The sequence below is a fragment of the Curtobacterium sp. 'Ferrero' genome (assembly GCF_002412165.1).
In the GTDB taxonomy this organism is placed as follows: Bacteria; Actinomycetota; Actinomycetes; order Actinomycetales; family Microbacteriaceae; genus Curtobacterium.
On the sequence record NZ_NXIA01000010.1, the window covers coordinates 34,086 to 51,189 of the forward strand.

At 73.2% G+C, this 17,104-nt stretch carries 20 protein-coding genes; 11 read left to right on the forward strand and 9 right to left on the reverse strand.

The genetic code is table 11. From position 1 onward, the window contains the following. The first annotated feature begins 75 nt into the window (after positions 1 to 75). Entirely contained in the window at positions 76 to 216 is a 141-nt protein-coding gene (locus tag Csp2054_RS18095; protein ID WP_176491650.1) for a hypothetical protein, read from the forward strand. After that, the gene (locus Csp2054_RS18100; RefSeq protein ID WP_176491651.1) at positions 213 to 515 is read left to right on the forward strand and encodes a Dabb family protein; all 303 of its coding nucleotides are present in this window, start codon (positions 213 to 215) and stop codon (positions 513 to 515) included. Before Csp2054_RS18095 ends, Csp2054_RS18100 begins: the two co-directional genes overlap by 4 nt. Positions 516 to 524: 9 nt before the next feature. Here the strand turns inward: Csp2054_RS18100 and Csp2054_RS10180 are convergent, their stop codons facing one another. After that, on the reverse strand, positions 525 to 1,370 hold the full coding sequence (locus Csp2054_RS10180; protein WP_096899293.1) for a helix-turn-helix transcriptional regulator: 846 nt from the start codon (positions 1,368 to 1,370) through the stop codon (positions 525 to 527). A 101-nt stretch (positions 1,371 to 1,471) separates the two neighbouring features. Between Csp2054_RS10180 and Csp2054_RS10185 the strand changes: the two genes are divergently transcribed. From Csp2054_RS10185 to Csp2054_RS10195, 3 genes are all read left to right on the forward strand, one after another. After that, positions 1,472 to 2,155, forward strand: a complete 684-nt coding sequence (locus tag Csp2054_RS10185; RefSeq protein ID WP_096899206.1) for an SDR family NAD(P)-dependent oxidoreductase — start codon at positions 1,472 to 1,474, stop codon at positions 2,153 to 2,155. Between the two features lie 73 nt (positions 2,156 to 2,228). Further along, positions 2,229 to 2,879 (forward strand): pyroglutamyl-peptidase I, encoded by a 651-nt coding sequence (gene pcp / locus Csp2054_RS10190; protein ID WP_096899207.1) that lies wholly within the window; start codon positions 2,229 to 2,231, stop codon positions 2,877 to 2,879. Positions 2,880 to 2,946: 67 nt separating this feature from the next. After that, positions 2,947 to 3,672 (forward strand): phosphatase PAP2 family protein, encoded by a 726-nt coding sequence (locus Csp2054_RS10195; RefSeq protein ID WP_096899208.1) that lies wholly within the window; start codon positions 2,947 to 2,949, stop codon positions 3,670 to 3,672. A 66-nt stretch (positions 3,673 to 3,738) separates the two neighbouring features. Here the strand turns inward: Csp2054_RS10195 and soxR are convergent, their stop codons facing one another. Further along, a complete protein-coding gene (gene soxR, locus Csp2054_RS10200) occupies positions 3,739 to 4,206 on the reverse strand; it encodes a redox-sensitive transcriptional activator SoxR (RefSeq protein ID WP_096899209.1) in 468 nt (155 codons plus the stop codon). A gap of 104 nt (positions 4,207 to 4,310) precedes the next feature. On the opposite strand from soxR, the gene Csp2054_RS10205 reads away from it, so the two are divergent. Together Csp2054_RS10205 and Csp2054_RS10210 are read left to right on the forward strand one after the other, a co-directional pair. Then, positions 4,311 to 4,496, forward strand: a complete 186-nt coding sequence (locus Csp2054_RS10205; protein ID WP_096899210.1) for a hypothetical protein — start codon at positions 4,311 to 4,313, stop codon at positions 4,494 to 4,496. A 149-nt stretch (positions 4,497 to 4,645) separates the two neighbouring features. Then, entirely contained in the window at positions 4,646 to 5,863 is a 1,218-nt protein-coding gene (locus Csp2054_RS10210) for an MFS transporter (RefSeq protein ID WP_096899211.1), read from the forward strand. Between the two features lie 151 nt (positions 5,864 to 6,014). Here Csp2054_RS10210 and mnhG read toward each other — a convergent pair whose 3' ends face one another. The 7 genes from mnhG to Csp2054_RS10245 form a co-directional block, all read right to left on the reverse strand. Further along, entirely contained in the window at positions 6,015 to 6,368 is a 354-nt protein-coding gene (gene mnhG / locus Csp2054_RS10215; RefSeq protein ID WP_176491652.1) for a monovalent cation/H(+) antiporter subunit G, read from the reverse strand. Continuing rightward, on the reverse strand, positions 6,365 to 6,724 hold the full coding sequence (locus Csp2054_RS10220; protein ID WP_176491653.1) for a sodium:proton antiporter: 360 nt from the start codon (positions 6,722 to 6,724) through the stop codon (positions 6,365 to 6,367). Before Csp2054_RS10220 ends, mnhG begins: the two co-directional genes overlap by 4 nt. Next, complete coding sequence (locus tag Csp2054_RS10225) at positions 6,721 to 7,317, reverse strand: Na+/H+ antiporter subunit E (RefSeq protein WP_096899213.1); 597 nt, start codon at positions 7,315 to 7,317, stop codon at positions 6,721 to 6,723. The genes Csp2054_RS10220 and Csp2054_RS10225 overlap by 4 nt, the downstream gene beginning before the upstream one ends. Then, positions 7,314 to 9,074 (reverse strand): Na+/H+ antiporter subunit D, encoded by a 1,761-nt coding sequence (locus tag Csp2054_RS10230; protein WP_096899214.1) that lies wholly within the window; start codon positions 9,072 to 9,074, stop codon positions 7,314 to 7,316. The genes Csp2054_RS10225 and Csp2054_RS10230 overlap by 4 nt, the downstream gene beginning before the upstream one ends. Further along, on the reverse strand, positions 9,071 to 9,499 hold the full coding sequence (locus Csp2054_RS10235; RefSeq protein WP_096899215.1) for a Na(+)/H(+) antiporter subunit C: 429 nt from the start codon (positions 9,497 to 9,499) through the stop codon (positions 9,071 to 9,073). Before Csp2054_RS10235 ends, Csp2054_RS10230 begins: the two co-directional genes overlap by 4 nt. Further along, positions 9,496 to 12,411 (reverse strand): Na+/H+ antiporter subunit A, encoded by a 2,916-nt coding sequence (locus Csp2054_RS10240; RefSeq protein WP_096899216.1) that lies wholly within the window; start codon positions 12,409 to 12,411, stop codon positions 9,496 to 9,498. The genes Csp2054_RS10235 and Csp2054_RS10240 overlap by 4 nt, the downstream gene beginning before the upstream one ends. A gap of 170 nt (positions 12,412 to 12,581) precedes the next feature. After that, positions 12,582 to 13,340: an SDR family NAD(P)-dependent oxidoreductase gene (locus tag Csp2054_RS10245; protein ID WP_096899217.1), complete on the reverse strand. Its 759-nt coding sequence runs from the start codon at positions 13,338 to 13,340 to the stop codon at positions 12,582 to 12,584. Positions 13,341 to 13,386: 46 nt separating this feature from the next. Between Csp2054_RS10245 and Csp2054_RS10250 the strand changes: the two genes are divergently transcribed. From Csp2054_RS10250 to rlmC, 4 genes are read left to right on the forward strand one after another with little or no spacing between them, the layout of a single operon-like run. Continuing rightward, positions 13,387 to 14,109: an SDR family oxidoreductase gene (locus tag Csp2054_RS10250; protein WP_096899218.1), complete on the forward strand. Its 723-nt coding sequence runs from the start codon at positions 13,387 to 13,389 to the stop codon at positions 14,107 to 14,109. Positions 14,110 to 14,128: 19 nt separating this feature from the next. Continuing rightward, positions 14,129 to 14,770, forward strand: a complete 642-nt coding sequence (locus Csp2054_RS10255) for a FadR/GntR family transcriptional regulator (RefSeq protein WP_096899219.1) — start codon at positions 14,129 to 14,131, stop codon at positions 14,768 to 14,770. Between the two features lie 47 nt (positions 14,771 to 14,817). Further along, a complete protein-coding gene (locus tag Csp2054_RS10260; protein WP_096899220.1) occupies positions 14,818 to 15,702 on the forward strand; it encodes an SMP-30/gluconolactonase/LRE family protein in 885 nt (294 codons plus the stop codon). A gap of 7 nt (positions 15,703 to 15,709) precedes the next feature. After that, on the forward strand, positions 15,710 to 16,861 hold the full coding sequence (gene rlmC / locus Csp2054_RS10265; RefSeq protein WP_096899221.1) for a 23S rRNA (uracil(747)-C(5))-methyltransferase RlmC: 1,152 nt from the start codon (positions 15,710 to 15,712) through the stop codon (positions 16,859 to 16,861). Positions 16,862 to 17,104 lie beyond the last annotated feature (243 nt).

The window sequence follows — 17,104 nt, forward strand, 5'->3', positions numbered from 1 at the left end:
CACGGAACCCCCTGCAGTTCGTCGATCGGGGAACACCGCGTACAGCGAGTGCTGCACATGAGTACGGTCCCGGTCATGGAGACGTGGGTCGTGGTCGAGATCGTCCTCGCACTGACCGGCGGTGGCTCGCTCGTCAGCCCGCTCGTCATCCTCGACATCGGTTTGCTCTTCCTGGTCCTCGTCGGCATCCAGCAGCGCGCGGAGGCCCACCGATGACGACCGGCGGTGTGACGCACGTGGTGCTGGTGACGTGGAGCGGGGAGGGCGACCACGCAGTGCGGGCCGACGCTCTCGCGCAGGAGCACCTGACCCGCATCGACGGCGTGGACTCGGTGCGCTCCGGCACCAGCGTCAGCACCGAGGGGCTCGAGGGCGGCTTCGACTGGATGCTCGTCGTGCGCTTCCGCGACCGCGCGGCCCTCGACGCGTACCTGCCCCATCCCGAGCACCAGCCGGTCGCCGAGCACATCCGCGCAGGGAGCGATCGCGTCGTGGTCTTCGACGTCGCGGACTGACCCCGCGCCTCAGTCGACGAGCGACTGCGTCCCGAGCACGACCGCCAGGGCGAGCCGCTCGGCGTCCTCGGTGCCCGGCTCCGCGGTGTAGGCCATCACCGTGAGGTCGTCCGTCGCGATCTGCAGGGTGTCGCAGTCGACGGTGATCGCGCCCACCACGGGGTGGAGGATCGTCTTCCGGCGCCCCGAGTCGCGCGGCGGTGGTGAGCCACCGGCGTCCCAGAGCTCGACGAAGCGCGGGCTCGCCGCACGCAGGTCGCGCACGAGCTGCCGCAGGCCGCGGTCCCGCGGGTAGCGTGCCGCCGTCAACCGCAGCGACGCGACGAGGGACGCCTCGAACACCCGCTGCTCCTCGGGGACGTGCACCGCGCGACCACCCGGACCGACGAGGTGCCGCCAGGTCGCGTTCCGCTCGTGCCCCCGCAGGGCGGCGACGGGCCCCATCAGGGCGTCGTAGGGCGCGTTCGCGGTCAGGATCGTCCCGGCGGCGTCGAGCACGACGAACGGGGTGTCCGCCAGCCGGTCGAGGAGCCGCTGCACGCTCGGCGGGATGCGCGACGGCACCACGTCCGCGCCCGGGACCGCGTGACCCGCCTGCCGGAACAGCAGTTCGCGCTCCGCGTCCGCCACCCGCAACGACCGGGACAAGGCCTCGACGACCTGCGCCGACGGTGCCGTCGCCCGCCCCTGCTCGAGCCGCGTGAGGTAGTCGGCCGAGATGCCGGCCAACGCCGCGAGCTCCTCACGTCGGAGCCCCTCCGCCCGACGCCGGCCGCCCGGGACGATGCCGACGGTCTCGGGTGCGACGTGGTCGCGCAGCCGCCGGAGCGTCCGGCCGAACTCGGAGTGGTGCACCGTCCCAGTGTGCGACGTCGACGGTGCGGTGTCCTGGGTCCGCCGGTCCCAGGACGACGGGACGACTGCCGCCGCCCGCGACACCGACCGAGGCTGGGCCGATGACCACGACACTCGTCACCGGGGCAACGAGAGGCCTCGGCAAGGAGACCGCCCGCCGACTCGTCGCCGCCGGACACACCGTCTGGATCGGCGCCCGCGACCTCGCCGTCGGCAGCAGGGTGGCCGAGGAGCTCGGTGCCCGGGCCGTCCAGCTCGACGTCCGCGACGACGACTCCGTGACCGCCGCGTTCGCGACCGTCTCGGCCGACGGAGGACTCGACGTCCTGGTGAACAACGCCGGCATCGGCGCCGATGCCCGCAGCGGGCCCGAGGCGCTCGCGGTGTTCGACACGAACGCCGTCGGCATCGTCCGCACCACCGAGGCCGCGCTGCCGCTGCTCCGCCGCTCGGACGCTCCGATCGTCGTGAACCTCGCGAGCGCGCTCGGATCGTTCGCCGCGAACCACGACCCCGCGAAGCCGGCGTCGCAGTACCAGGCGATCGTCTACGGAGCATCGAAGGCCGCCGTCTCCATGCTCACGGTGCAGTACGCGCGCGCCGTCCCCGAGGTGCGCTTCGTCGCCGTGGAACCCGGCTACACCGACACCGGGTTCGGCCGGGTCGAGAACCCGCACGGCCGCCCCGTCGCCGTCAGCGCGGCGACAGTCGCGGCGGTCGCCGACGCCGGCGCCCAGGCGCCGACCGGCGTGCTGCTCGAGGACGGCGCACCGCTCGGGTGGTGACCAGCGGACGGACGGGAGGCACGGGGCGGCGCCGCCCCGTGCCTCCCGTCCGTCGAGTGCCTAGTCTGGGTGCGTGGCCGACGCGACCGAACCGACCGTCCTGCTGACCGCCTTCGAGCCCTTCGGCGGCGCCGCAGGCAACCCGTCCTGGGACGCCGCGTCGGCGCTCGCCGCCTCGTGGGACGGGCCCGCCCGTCTGGTGGTCGAACGCCTGCCCGTCGTGTTCGCGGAGGTCCGGCAGCGGCTCGCCGCCGCGATCCTCGAGCACCGGCCCGCCGTCGTCGTCGCGACCGGCCTCGCGGAGGGACGCGCTGCCGTGACGCCCGAACGCGTCGCGATCAACGTGCGGGACGCCCGCATCCCCGACAACGCCGGCGAGCAGCCCGTCGACGAGCCGATCGACCCGCACGGGCCGGCGGCGTACTTCTCGGGCCTGCCGATCAAGCGCATCGTCGCCGGACTCCGAGCGGCGGGCGTGCCGGCGGCCGTGTCGAACACCGCCGGCACCTTCACCTGCAACCAGGTCTTCTACGAGCTGATGTCCCTCGCTGGTCGCGACGGGCTGCGCGCCGGGTTCGTGCACGTCCCGGCGACCCCGGGCTTCGGGACCGCGGACCTGCCCGTCGTCCCGCTCGACGACCTCGTGCGGGCGCTCGACGTCGTCGTCCGCGAGTCGCTCGACCCGCGACCGGACCTCGTCGAGTCCGGCGGCGCAGAACACTGAACGGTCTCTGATCGTCCCGGCGCGGTCTCCGGGCGGCAGAGGCGGCGTTTGCTGAGAACATTGCCGGATGATCGACGACGCCAGCCCGCAGCGATCCCGTCCCCGCGCCTCCGACGTGAACGGGATCCTCGTCCGCAGCCCCTACCCGCTGACGAACATCGTGGTGGCGGTCGTCGCGGTGGTCGTCATCACGATCGTCGGGTTCACGCTCGGCACGGTCGACCTCGGGCTCGCGAAGGCCCTCAACCAGCTGCACACCGGCGCACTCGGTGCGTTTACGACCGCGGTCTACCACGTGATCAGCCCGGTGCCGGCGATCGCCATCACCGTCGTGCTCGCCGCGGTGATCTGGTGGCGTGCTCGTGACCTCCGCCCGGCGCTCGCGTTCGGCGGCACGATCGCGATCACGTGGATCCCGTCGGCCGTCGTCAAGGAGATCGTGCACCGCGCGCGGCCGGACGTCTCGGTCCTGCCGCACCCGTACCCGGTGCAGCCGGACCCGTCGTACCCGAGCGGCCACACCGTGTACATCACGGCCTTCGTCATCGCGCTCGTCCTGCTGCTCCGGCACACGAAGTGGCACCGGCTCGCGGTCGTGCTCGGCACCGTCGCGATCGTGGTCGTCTTCTTCTCGGTGACGATCGACGCGGTCCACTTCCCGACCGACGCCGCCGCGTCGATCCTGTGGTCGCTCGCCGTCGCGCCGGGCGTCCGCGTCGTCTGGGTCGACTGGCTCATGCCGAAGGTCCCGTTCCTGCGCGGCCCCGCCCCGCGTCGCGTCACCGAGGGCTGAGCCCCCGGCGGCCGATCCGCGACCGCCGGTCCACCGGTCAGCGATCCGCGACCGCCGGTCCACCGGTCAGTCCTCGATCGGCAGCAGCCGGCGGGCCCCGGCACCGTCGTCGCCGAGGGTGTCGCCGGGGTTCACGACGAGGCAGGCGTTCAACGACACGCAGCCGCAGCCGATGCACTGCGTCATCTCCTGCTGCAGCCGCTCGAGCTCCAGCTGGCGTGCCCGGAGGCGTGCGCGCCACCGCTCGTTGAGCAGCGCCCAGTCACGCAGGGACGGCATGCGGTCGGTCGGGAGCGCGGCGAACTGCTCCGCGACCTCGGCGAGGGGGATGCCGAGCCGCTTCGCCACCTGGATGATCGCGATCCGCCGCTCCACGTGGCGCGGGTACAGCCGGGTGCCGCCCGCGGTGCGCTCCGGGTGGATCAGGCCCTTGCGTTCGTAGAAGTGCAGCGCCGAGGCCGCGACGCCCGTCCGGCGCACGACATCCCCGATCGTGAGCAGGTCGGTCGGCTTCGGCGCGGGGATCTCCACCATGGTCGAGATCCTACTTTCTTCTAGCACTTGACATGTGATTGCACCGGCAATATGTTGTACATCACAAGCCGACACCCGGTCGGCACGGAAGACAGGAACCCGCCATGACCCTCCTCGCACACCAGGACCTCGCCCGCCCCGTCTCGTCCAACTGGCCTGCGCCGACCGACAACCCGGTGCTCGACCGCGTGCTGTCCGGCCTCGAGCGCCGCGCCGCCGAGCTGCCCCACGCCGTCGCCGTCCCGGTCATGCTCGTCCACGCGGGCATCTGCGCACTCGTCCAGCGCTGACGACCGGCGCCGCCCGGTTGGTACCCTGGGCGGGCAAGCAGAACACGCAGCGTGTATCTACCGGCCGTCGACCCGTTCGGGAGCGACGGACAGCGGCGGCACCCGATGGGCCCGCCGCCCACGACGGCCGGGCCGAGAAGGCACTCCCCATGCTCCACCAAGCACGACCCACCACCCTGATCGCGCACGCCGGGCGGTGGTACTTCCCGATCGCGTTCATCGCGCGGCTCCCCTTCGCCATGATGGTCGTGGGGGTCCTGACCCTCGTCGTCGCATCGCGTGACTCGGTCGCCCTCGGCGGCGTGAACTCGGCGTTCGTCGGCATCGGCTCGGCGATCTTCGGCCCCATGGTCGGTGCCGCCGCCGACCGTCTCGGTCAGCGAGCGGTGCTCGTCCCGGTCGGGCTCCTCAACGGCGTCCTGCTCGGCACACTGCCCATCGTGGTCGCGAGCACCGCCCCGGACCTCGCCGTCCTCGCGATGTCGTTCCTCATCGGGGCCTCCGCACCCCAGGTCGCGCCGATGTCGCGGACCCGGCTCGTCGCGATCGTCCGCGCGCGGATGGCACCCGCCCGGCACGACAAGGTCATCAGCGGGACCATGGCGTACGAGTCCGCCGCCGACGAGACCGTCTTCATCATCGGACCGTTCCTGGTCGGGGTGCTCGCGAGTGCCGTGGCACCGTGGCTGGCCGTCGCCGGAGCCGCCCTCCTGACCTTCGTGTTCGTCACGGCGTTCGCGCTGCACCCCACCGGGCGGCTCGTCGTCGCCGACTCCGGACACCGGACGCCGGCACCCGCGCGCGAGCTGCTGCAGCCCCGGCTGATCGTCGTGGTGCTCGGCATCCTCGGCGTCGGGCTGTTCTTCGGCGCCACCCTCACGTCCCTCACCGCCTTCATGGAGTCGCACGGCGGGGCGTCCCGGGCCGGACTGCTCTACGGCCTGATGGGCATCGGCTCGGCCGGACTCGCGCTCGGCTCGGCGGCGTTCCCCGCGGCGTTCCGGCTCGGCTGGCGCTGGCTGGTCTTCGGCGTCGTCCTGTTCGGGGGCGCCGTGGCGTTCTCCCAGGCCGGGTCGGTGCTCGCGGTCGCGATCGTGCTCGGGGTGATGGGCATCGGCATCGGGCCCACCCTCGTGACGCAGTACTCCCTCGGCTCCGACCGCTCGCCGGTGGGGCGCTCGGCCACCACCATGACGATCCTCGGGTCCGCGGTGATCGTCGGGCAGTCGGTCGCGTCCGCGGTGACCGGGGACGTCGCCGAGCAGCTCGGCGCGGCCACGGCGATGGCGATGCCCGCCGGGGCTGCGGCGGTCGTGGTGGTCGCGGCGGTGGCGAACCTCGTGCTGTCGCGTCGCCGGGCCGCCTGACCCCGGCCCGCTGTACGCGCCGGCCGGCCCACCCGGTTACCGCTGTGGAACGACGTCGTGGTCGTCGTCCGACAGCGGCGACGTCGTTCCAGGGCCGCAGCCGCAGCCGCAGCCGCACGCCGCAGCCTGACCGGGCCGCTGGCCCCGACGGCTACTCGGTGTCGTCGACGAGCAGCTCGTCGTGGCGGTAGTCGCCCGACCGGAGCCCCGCCCGCGCGATCATGTGCGTCGAGACCGGCACGAGGAACAGCTGGAACACCATCACCGGCAGCACCAGCCAGAACGCCGTCCACGTCCACACCGCCACGACGACGGCGGCCAGGGCGAACGCCAGCCCGAGCACCTGCGGCTTCGCCATCGCGTGCAGGCGCACGAGCGGGTCCGGGAACCGCACGATGCCGACCGCCGCACCGAGCGACAGGACCGAGCCGACGAGCAGCAGCCCGACGGCGATCCAGGCCCGGACGCCCGCGCCGTCCACGAACGACTCGACCAGCTCGATCACGGTGACCCCTCCTCGGCGGCGCGCGATTCCTCGATGACGTGCTCGGGCGTCGTCGCCGACCGTCCCTCGTCCGACGGGTCGGAGGACGGCGTGACCGCACGGGCCACGGCGATCGTCGCGAACACGCTCGTCGCCGCGATCACCACGAGCACCGGGACGGCGGTCAGGTCGCGGCGGACCACCATGGCCGCCGCGACCACCACGAGGACCGTCGTCAACACCATGTCCGAGCCGATCATCCGGTCGAGGATGGTCGGCCCGCGCACGATCCGACCGACGGCGAGCACGAGCGTCACGCCGAGCAGCAGCAGGACGACCCCGACGACCGCCGCCATCACCACGACCGCGGCGCTCACCGGGTCACCCCGGAGGTAGTCACGGGCGGTGTCGGGTCGGACAGCTCGGACACGTCCTGCCCCGACCCGAGTGCGCGGATCACCATCGCCTCGATCCGGAGGGCCGTCCGCCGCTCGGCGTCCACCTGTTCCCGTCGCTCGGTGTCGAGCACGTGCAGGAGCACGCGGCGGCGGCGCAGGTCCACGTCGGCGACGTACGAGCCGGGCACGAGGGAGATCGCCAGCGTCGCCAGGGTGAAGGTCATCTCGGAGGTGGTGTGCAGCTGCACGAGCACGATCGAGCTCCGGCGGACCCCGCGGGGACGGAAGGCGACCCAGGCCACCCGGAACGACGCCGCCACCACGAACCCGGACCACACCACGAGGAACCACAGCGCGTGCGGCACCGAGAACCGGCCGGACAGCGGCACCGGCGGCAGGGGCAGCAGCTGGGTGACGAGCAGCGCGACGACCAGGCCGCACAGCAGGGTCAGCGGCGTCCACGATCCCCAGAGCAGCGCCCAGAGCACCGTCAGGCCGGCGACCAGGGGCACCTCGTACCGCCACGCGACGGCGATCCGGCGGGCGTTGGTGAAGCGGCGCGTGTCGCTCACCGGGCACCCCCGAGGACGGCCTGCACGTACTGCGCGGGGGACTCGAGCGCCTCGGCCGCGCGGGTCGCGTAGCCGTACAGCGGTCCGGCGACGACCGTGAGCGCGACCGAACCGAGGACCGCGACGGTCGTCACCCCGACGAGCATCCGGGGCAGCCGGACGCGCTCGGGCGCGTCGCCGACCCCCGTCACGCCAGCGGCGTCACGGCCGTGTCGGACGGGGGAGGCACTGCTCGCGTCCGGTGCGTCGGTGACCGTCACCGCGCCTCCCGTCCGACCGGCCGACAGGCCGCCGTCCTGCGCGTCGCGACCCGACGCGGCGGGCCCGGGGAAGTACGTCTCGCCGCTCTCCTCCGACACCGTCAGCGGTGCCGGGTCCGGTGCGCGCAGGGTCGCGTGCGGCTCGGCGGTGCGCACGTGCGGCGCTGCTGCCTCCGCGGCGGGCTTCGGCCGCCAGAACGCGGCGTCCCACACGCGCATGAGCGCGTACAGCGTCAGGAGGCTCGTCACGACCCCGGCGGCGATCGTCGCGTAGGCGAGGGGCGAGCCGTCCTCCGCCGCGGCGCGGAACAGTCCGAGCTTGCCGATGAAGCCCGAGAACGGCGGGATCCCACCGAGGTTGAAGGCGGGGACGAGGTACAGCGCGGCCAGGAACGGTGCGGCCTTGAGCAGTCCGCCGAGCGAGCGCGTCGACGTGGTGCCGCCCACCCGCTCCATGAGTCCGGACACGAGGAACAGCGTGGTCTGCACGACGATGTGGTGCACCGTGTAGAAGACCGCCGCCGCGGTGCCGACCACCGAGCCGAGCCCGATGCCCATCACCATGAAGCCGATGTGGCTGATGAGGGTGAAGGACAGCAGCCGCTTGACGTCGGTCTGCGACACGGCCCCGAGCACGCCGACGACCATCGTCAGGATCGCCACGACGAGCAGCACGGTGTTGAGCTGCGGGCGGGGGAAGATGATCGTCTCGAGCCGGATGATGGCGTAGATGCCGACCTTCGTCAGCAGCCCGGCGAACACCGCCGTGACCGGTGCGGGTGCGGTCGGGTAAGAGTCGGGCAGCCAGAACGCGAGCGGGAACACCGCGGCCTTGATGCCGAAGCCGATGAGCAGCATCGTGTGGAGCAGCAGCTGGACGTGCTCCGGCAGTGCGGCGACGCGCTCCGAGATCTGCGCGATGTTGACGGTCCCGGTGGCGCCGTACACGAGGCCGATCGCGGCGAGGAAGATCGCGGAGGCGATGAGGCTCGTGACGATGTACGTCGTGCCGGCCCGGACGCGCTGCTCGCTGCCGCCGACCGTGATGAGCACGTACGAGGCCACGAGCAGCATCTCGAACGCGACGTAGAGGTTGAAGAGGTCGCCCGCGATGAAGGAGTCCAGCACCCCGGCCGCGAGCACCAGGTACGTCGGGTAGAAGATCGTGACCGGGGCGTCGGCGTCGTCGTCGGCGAGGCCCTGGCCGATCGAGAAGAGCAGCACCAGCAGCAGCACGCTCGCGCTCACGGTGAGCAGCAGCGCGCTCAACCGGTCGACGACGAGCGAGATGCCGTACGGCGCCTGCCATCCGCCGACCTGCACGACGATCGTCCCGTGCCGGTCGACGAGCACCATGAGCGTGACCGCCACCGCGACGGCGATCGCGAGCACGGCGACCGTGATGGCGCGCTGCACGCCCTGGTGCCGGACGAGGCCGAGCGCCACCGCGGCACCGAGCAGCGGGACGAGGACGAGGAGCGGGACGAGCCAGGTCATCGTGCGGCCTCCTCGTGTCGGGGGGTCTCGGCCTCCGGGTCGGTGTCCGTCTCCGGGTCCTCGTCGGCCGGTTCGTCGCGGTCCCGGCCGATGGCGACGTCGGCCTCGTCGACCTCGACCTCGTCGGCGCGCGAGAGGCGCCAGGACCGGTGGATGAGGGCGAGCAGGAACGCGCTCACGGCGAAGGTGATCACGATCGCGGTGAGTGCGAACGCCTGGGGCAGGGGATCGGTGACGCCGTCGGCGGACTTCCCGATCGGCGGTCGGCCCGCGGCGCCGGTCATCACCAGGAGCAGGAGGTTCAGCGCGTTGCCGACGAGCAGGAAGCCGAGCAGCATCCGGGTCAGGGACCGTTCGAGCAGCAGGTAGACGCCGCACGCGAAGAGCACGGCCATGGCGATGACGAGGACGAGGGTGACGGTCACGCCGGGCTCCCTTCGGTGGGCCGTGTGCTCGCGGCGGCGGGCTCGGTCGCGTCGGACAGCGGGGTGCGGACGTCTTCGAGCCGCTGCCGGTCGACCTCGGCCCCGAGGCTCCGCAGCACGTCGAGCACCAGGCCGACGACGACCAGGTACACGCCGATGTCGAAGAACGTGGCGGTGACGAACTCGACGTGGCCGAGCACGGGCAGCGTGGCCTCGAAGAAGGACGAGTACAGGGCCTCGCGTCCGACGAACATCGGGGCGAGCGCGGTGAGCGTGGCGGTCGCGACGCCGAGCCCGAGCAGCCGACCGGCGCGGACCGGGGCGGCGGCACCGAGTTCGGCGGGGCCTCCGGCCAGGTACCGCGCGGCCAGGGCGATGCCGGCGACCAGGCCCCCGGCGAACCCGCCGCCGGCCGCGTTGTGGCCGGCGAACAGCAGGTAGAGCGACAGCACGATCAGCCCGTGGAACAGCAGGCGCACCACGACGTCGAGCATCGCCGACCGCCCGGTCGGGATCGCCGCGCTCGTCGGCAGCCAGGCGCGCGGCTCGCCGTCCGCACGGTGCCGATCGCCTGTCACGCTCGCGGGCAGGTCACGGAGCCGGGGCAGGGTGTCCTCCCGAGACTTCACGAAGATCAGGCTCGCCACCCCGGTGGCCGCGGCGACGACGACGGTCAGCTCGCCCAGCGTGTCCCAACCGCGGAGGTCGACGAGGGCGACGTTGACGACGTTCAGGCCGTGCCCGAACGAACTCGTCATCGCCGGCAGGTCGGGCCAGAGCGGCTCCGCCGTGCGCGACGAGGCCGCGACCACCACGACGACGGCGAGCGTCGCGCCCGCCAGCGCGGCGAAGAGCGCCCGGAGCACCCGGAAGCGCGACGGGTTCGCGGTCGCGATGCGCGGGGGCAGGCGCCGGAGCACGAGCACGAACGCGATGAGGGTCACGGTCTCGACGACGAGCTGCGTCAGCGCCAGGTCGACCGCGCCGTGCAGCACGAACAGCACGGACATGCCGTAGCCGCTGATCCCGACCAGCACGGCGGCGGCGAACCGGGTCCTGGCGGTGGTGACCGCGATGGCCGCCAGTGCCATCACGACGACCACGGGCACCTGGCCCCACGAGTCGGCGAACCGCACCGAGAACGCCCACGGTCCGCCGAGGGCCAGGTTCAGGAGCGCCCCGGCGACGAACACCGACAGGATCACCCCGAGGTAGTACGGCAGCGACCCGCGCTGCAGGCTGGCGGTGAGCCAGGCGGCGGCCCGGTCGAGCCCGCGCATGCTCCGTCGGTAGGTCCCGGCGGCGCTCGGCGCGCCCGCGAGCCGGTGCTGCAGCGCCTCGACCGGACGGCGCAGGAGGAACAGGCCGACGCCGCCGACGAGCGTCAGCGCGGACAGGGCGAGCGCCGGCTCGAGCCCGTGCCAGAGGGCGAGGTGGGGGACGGGCTCGTCGCCGAGGGCCGCCGCCTGCGCCGCGGCCTCGACGCCGCCCGCCACGAGCGGCGTCCCGACGCCGAGCAGGACCCCGGTGACGGCGAGCACCGCGGGGACGACGCCGAGGCCGTGCAGCGCGTGCGGTTCGGAGTCCGCGACGCCCGGCTTGCGGCCGAACGCCCCCCAGAGGAACCGGGCGGAGTACGCGACCGTCAGCACCGAGCCGACGGTGACGCCGACGAGCGCGGTCCACGCCCAGACCGCGTCCGGCCCGTGCAACGCCTCGGTGAACCCGGTGAGGACCGCCTCCTTCGCCACGAACCCCACGGTCGGCGGCAGCCCGGCCATCGACCCCGCGGCGAGCACGGCCACCACCGCGAGCCACGGCAGTCGGCGGCCGAGACCGCTCAGCCGCCGGAGGTCACGCGTCCCGGAGACGTGGTCGACCGCCCCGACGACGAGGAACAGCGTCGACTTGAACGCTGCGTGCGCGACGAGCAGCGCCACGCCGCCGATCGCCACCTCGGGTGCTCCCCACCCGGCGGCGAGCACGAGGAACCCGAGCTGGGCCACCGTGCCGTACGCGAGCAGCAGCTTGAGGTCGGTCTGCCGGAGTGCCCGGTACCCGCCGATGAGCATGCCGAGCACACCGAGCACCGTGATCGTCGGCCGCCACCCGTCGACGAGCGCGAAGGCGGGGGCCAGCCGAGCGACGAGGTAGATCCCGGCCTTCACCATCGCCGCGGCGTGCAGGTACGCGCTGACCGGCGTGGGGGCCGCCATCGCCGCCGGCAGCCAGAAGTGGAACGGCACGATCGCGGACTTCGTCAGTGCCCCGAGGAGGACCAGGACGACGGCGACCGGCACGAGCGGGCCGCCCGTGGTCACCAGGTCGTGGTCGGCGACGATGGCGCTCAGCGACGTGGTGCCGGCGCGGACGGACAGCAGCACGAGCCCGGCGAGCATGGCGAGGCCGCCGGCGGTCGTCACGACGAGTGCCTGCATGGCCGCGGCGCGACTGGCCCGCCGCTCGGCGTCCTGCCCGATGAGCAGGTACGAGAAGACCGTGGTGGCCTCCCAGAGGACGAACAGCACGATCACGTCGTCGGCGACCACGAGGCCGTACATCGAGCCGGCGAACGCGGTGAGGACCCCGGCGAACCGGCCGAGGCCGGGTTGGTCGTCCGAGAAGTACGACACGCAGTAGACCAGCACGAGCGTGCCGACGACGGTCACCACGAGGGCGAGCACCCACGACAGGGCGTCGACGCGGAACCCGATCCAGAGGTCGAGCTGCGGCACCCACCGGAACCGCTCGTGGACGCCGTCGCCGAGCGCACGCGGCGTCTGTGCGACGGTCAGGACGGCTGCGGCGGCCGGGGCGAGCGCCGCGATCCAGAAGACCCGACGACCGAGCCGCGGGGTGAGTGCGGGGACGACGAGGGCGAGTGCCGCGAACGCGACGAGGACGGTGACCATGGGGCACCTCCTCGGGGTCGGGCTGCAGTCCGGCTCACTGGGCCCTCACAGCCTACGGATCGGCAGATGCGGAAAGCCTGTGTGAGTGGACAGGAACGAGCCCGGGTCCGGCTCGTGCACCTCCACTCTGCCCTCGGCGGGCGGCCGCGTCCGGGCACGGGTGCCCGCGGTCACCGCCCGTGCGCCACGGCCGGGATCTGCGTCGCGAGCTTGCCGCCGGAGACGTCGACGAGGGTGCCCGTGACGTACCCGGCCGCGTCGCTCGCGAGGAACACGAGCAGGTCCGCCACGTCGTCCGGCGTCTCCCACCGACGGAGCGAGAGGGTGTCGAGCAGTCGGTCCTGCTGGTCGGCGGGCATCGTCGCGAAGCCGTTCATCGCGGTCGGCACCATGCCCGGCGCGTACGCGTTCACGGTGATGCCCCACGGTCCGAGCTCCGAGGCGAGCACGCGGGTGAACTGCACGACGGCGGCCTTCGACGCGGCGTAGGCGGCGCTGCCGACGCTCGGGACGATCGCCGCGAACGACGCTGCGTTGATGATCCGTCCGCGGCCAGCCGCCTGCATCACCGGGGCGACGGCCTGGCTGACGAGGAACGTGCCGCCGAGGTTGACGTCCATGCACCGGCGCCAGGCGTCCCAGTCGAGGTCGGCCACCCGTCCGGTGACGTTGATCCCGGCGTTGTTGACGAGGACGTCGACCGTGCCGAAGCGCTCCACCACGGCGTCCACGGCGACCCGCACGGACTCCGGGTCGGTGACGTCGCACACGACACGCTCGACGTCGCCCGGCCCCGGCCCGTCGGGGAAGGCGAGGTCGAGGGCGGCGACCCGGCAGCCCTCGGCGGCGAAGCGGTCGGCGAGCACGGCGCCGATGCCGCGGGCCGCCCCGGTGACGACCACCACGCGGTCGGAGAGGTCGAGGTGCACGGTGGACTCCCGTCGTCGGTGACACCAATAGGCATACCATTGATCCATGACGACGGGACGGGTGCTCTGGATCACCGGCGGCGGCAGCGGCATGGGAGCGGCGACGGCCGAGCGGGCCGCGCACGACGGCTGGACCGTGGTCGTCAGCGGACGGCGGACCGAACGCCTGACGGCGGTGGCCGACCGGGTCCGCGCTGCCGGCGGCACGGCAGACGTCCTGCCCCTGGACACCACGGACGCGGGGGCGGTCCACGCCGCGCGCGACGAGGTACTCGCCCGGTACGGCCGCCTCGACGCCCTCGTGCTCGCCGCCGGTCTGAACGCCCCGCGGCGTCGGTGGGACGACCAGGACCTGCGCGAGTTCGGCGCCGTCGTCGACACGAACCTCACCGGTGTCGTGACCGTCGTCGACGCGGCCCTGCCCGCCCTGCGGGACACGGGCGGTGTCGTGGTCGTCGTCTCGTCCTACGCCGGGTGGTCCTTCCAGCCCGGCGCCGGCGTCGCGTACTCGGCGTCGAAGACCGCCCTCGGCTCCGTCGTCCGCACCCTCAACCAGCAGGAGGCGGAGCACGGCGTCCGTGCGACGCACCTGTGCCCGGGGGACGTCGCGACCGAGTTCCTCGACCGTCGGCCGGTGGTCCCGGACGCCGCCGCCCGCGCGGTCATGCTGCAGCCGGACGACGTCGCCCGCGCCGTGTCGTTCGTGCTCGAGGCCCCCGCGCACACGCGGATCGACGAGCTCGTGATCAGCCCGGTCGCGCAGCGGTGATCAGCCCGGTCGCGCAGCGGTGATCTACGACCGCGTGCTCGACCAGCTGGGCACCGCGGTGGTCGACGGCTCGTTCGGCGACGGTCCGCGGAGCATCGACGAGCTGGTGGTGCGGACCGGGGCGAGCCGGAGCATCGTGCGCGAGGCCGTCCGGGTCCTCGTCGGCCTCGGTCTGCTCCGCGCCCGCCGACGCGTCGGCGTCACCGCCCGACCCCTCGCCGAGTGGGACGTCCTCGATCCCCGCGTCGTCGGCTGGCGGCTGGCCGGCCCGGACCGGCCGGCGGTCCTCGCGGAGCTCCGCGCGCTGCGGCGCGCGGTCGAACCCGCGGCGGCGGCGGCAGCGGCCGCCCGGCGTGACGACCCGGTCGGACTGGAGGCCCTGCTCGCGGCCGCCGACCGACTCGCGTCCGCCACCGGTCCCGCTGACGCCACCCCGTTCCTCCAGGCCGACCGCGACCTGCACCGGCTCGTGCTCGAGCGGTCTGGCAACGCCCTGTACGCCCGGCTGCACCTGGTGGTGGGCCGGGCGCTCGACGAGCGCCGCGGGATCGGGCCGGACGACCACGACGTCGACCTGCACCGCGCGCTGGTGCAGGCCGTCGTGGACGGCGACCCCGACGCGGCGCGCCGTGCCATGCAGGAGATCGTCGACCGCACCTGACGCCCGGCCGTGCCAGGCTGGCCGCACCCACAACGCGAAGGAGCGTCATGCAGTTCACCGAGCTCGTCCCCGACCAGGCAGCAGTCGAGCGGATCGCCACCGGGAGCACCTGGGCCGAGGGGCCGTGCTGGGTGCCCGCGTCCCGCACCCTCCGGTGGTCGGACATCCCCGGCGACCGCATCCTGCAGTGGCACGCCGACAGCGGTGCCGTCGACACGTACGCCGAGGGCGTCGAGTTCACGAACGGGCGCTTCCTCGACCGCGACGGCTCCGTCGTGCAGTGCTCGCACGGCCTGCGACGCGTCGAACGCGACCGGGACGGCACGGTGTCCGTCGTCGTCGACGGGTGGGGCGGCGGACGGCTGAACTCACCGAACGACGTCGTGGTCGCCTCGGACGGGGCGATCTGGTTCACCGACCCGGCGTACGGCATCACCCAGCCCCGCGAAGGCCACCCCGGCGTCCGCGAGTACGGCGACCACTGGGTGTTCCGCTGCGGTGCCGACGGCGAGGACCTCCGCCCGGTCGTGACCGACGTCGACGAGCCGAACGGCCTGGCGTTCTCGCCGGACGAGCGGGTGCTCTACGTCGCGAGCTCGTCGGGGGACCTCCCGGTGATCCGGGCGTACGACATCGACGGCGCGCGGGTGAAGAACGGCCGCGTGTTCGCACGGCTCGGCGCGGACGAGGGCATCCCGGACGGCATCCGCGTCGACGAGCACGGTGACGTCTGGTCGTCGTCCCACCGCGGTGTGGTCGTGTTCGACCCGACCGGCGAACGGCTCGGCACCGTGCCTGTCCCGGAGGTCGTCTCCAACCTGTGCTTCGGCGGCGACGACGGGACGGACCTGTTCCTCACGGCCACCACGTCCGTCTACCGCGTGCGGACGGGGACGCGGGACGCCCGGCAGGGGGCGTACGCCGTATCCTGAGCCGGCCATGCAGTGCGACTACTTCGACCGCGGGGTGTGCCGATCGTGCACGCTCATGGGCCAGCCCTACGCCGACCAGGTCCTCGACAAGGAGATCCGGACGCGCGAGCTGCTCCACGACGCGGTCGAGGCCGCGGGCGGACCCGGGGCGGTCGAGTGGCTCCCGGCGATCACCAGTCCGGAATCGGCCTACCGGAACAAGGCGAAGATGGTCGTCGGCGGATCCGTCCAGCACCCGACCGTGGGCATCCTCGACCACCGGCAGCGCGGCGTCGACCTGCGCCACTGCGGCATCTGCACGCCGGGCATCCAGCGGGCGCTGCCGATCCTCGCCCGGTTCGTGGAGGACGCAGGGCTCATCCCCTACGACGTCGCGGCACGGCGTGGGGAGCTGAAGTTCGTCCTCGTCTCGGAGTCGCCCGACGGCGAGCTCATGGTCCGCTTCGTGCTCCGGTCGGAGGGACAGCTGCCGCGGCTCCGGGACCACCTGGGTCTGCTCCGGTCGGTCCTGCCGGAGGCCGTCGTCGTCACGGCGAACCTGCTGCCCGAGCACAAGGCGGTGACCGAGGGCGACCGCGAGGTGGTCCTGACGGAGCAGGAGACCCTGCCGATGCGGATGGGTGCCGTCACGATGCACCTGCGCCCGCAGAGCTTCTTCCAGACGAACACCGACGTCGCGGTGCAGCTGTACGACCAGGCCACCGCGTGGATCGACGAGGTCGGCCCGGCGACGATGTGGGACCTGTACTGCGGGGTCGGTGGGTTCGCGCTGCAGGCGGCACGGCCCGGGCGTGCGGTCACCGGCATCGAGACCAGCCGCGAAGCCGTGCGGTCGGCCGCGCAGTCGGCCCGCGAGGCCGGGCTGGCGGACGTCCGGTTCGCCGCGGACGACGCCACCGAGCACGCACTCCGGGCACGGCCGGACCAGGTGCCGGAGCTCGTCGTCGTGAACCCGCCCCGCCGGGGGATCGGCGCGACGCTCGCGGACTGGCTCGAGGCGTCTGCGGTCCGGCACGTCGTGTACTCCAGCTGCAACCCGGTCACGCTCGCGAAGGACCTCGCACGCATGCCGTCGTTCCGGCTCGAGCGCGTCCGGGTGCTCGACATGTTCCCGCAGACGGGGCACCTCGAGGCGATGACGTTGCTCGCGCGGCGGTGATGCTGCTCGCGCGGCGGCGCTGCTCGCGTGGCGGTGCTGCTCGCGTGGATGGGACCGCTCGGCGACATTCCCAGGGAACTGCCAAGCGGCTCCGCCGGGGTACGCGCCCATCAGCATCCCCGAGGCGATCGGCGCGTACAGGTTCCGACCCGGGGTACGTAGCACGAGTGGGTAGAACCGTTTGTCTCGGTTTGATAACAGTCACGAGTTTCCTATGGTTGCCGCTCGAGGTGCCACCGGCGC

Coding starts and splice junctions, on each gene's coding strand:
- Csp2054_RS18095 (WP_176491650.1), top strand. CDS start 76: ATGGAGACGTGGGTCGTGGTCGAGATCGTCCTCGCACTGACCGGCGGT.
- Csp2054_RS18100 (WP_176491651.1), top strand. CDS start 213: ATGACGACCGGCGGTGTGACGCACGTGGTGCTGGTGACGTGGAGCGGG.
- Csp2054_RS10185 (WP_096899206.1), top strand. CDS start 1,472: ATGACCACGACACTCGTCACCGGGGCAACGAGAGGCCTCGGCAAGGAG.
- Csp2054_RS10195 (WP_096899208.1), top strand. CDS start 2,947: ATGATCGACGACGCCAGCCCGCAGCGATCCCGTCCCCGCGCCTCCGAC.
- soxR (WP_096899209.1), bottom strand. CDS start 4,206: ATGGTGGAGATCCCCGCGCCGAAGCCGACCGACCTGCTCACGATCGGG.
- Csp2054_RS10205 (WP_096899210.1), top strand. CDS start 4,311: ATGACCCTCCTCGCACACCAGGACCTCGCCCGCCCCGTCTCGTCCAAC.
- Csp2054_RS10210 (WP_096899211.1), top strand. CDS start 4,646: ATGCTCCACCAAGCACGACCCACCACCCTGATCGCGCACGCCGGGCGG.
- Csp2054_RS10230 (WP_096899214.1), bottom strand. CDS start 9,074: ATGACCTGGCTCGTCCCGCTCCTCGTCCTCGTCCCGCTGCTCGGTGCC.
- Csp2054_RS10240 (WP_096899216.1), bottom strand. CDS start 12,411: ATGGTCACCGTCCTCGTCGCGTTCGCGGCACTCGCCCTCGTCGTCCCC.
- Csp2054_RS10250 (WP_096899218.1), top strand. CDS start 13,387: ATGACGACGGGACGGGTGCTCTGGATCACCGGCGGCGGCAGCGGCATG.
- Csp2054_RS10260 (WP_096899220.1), top strand. CDS start 14,818: ATGCAGTTCACCGAGCTCGTCCCCGACCAGGCAGCAGTCGAGCGGATC.
- rlmC (WP_096899221.1), top strand. CDS start 15,710: ATGCAGTGCGACTACTTCGACCGCGGGGTGTGCCGATCGTGCACGCTC.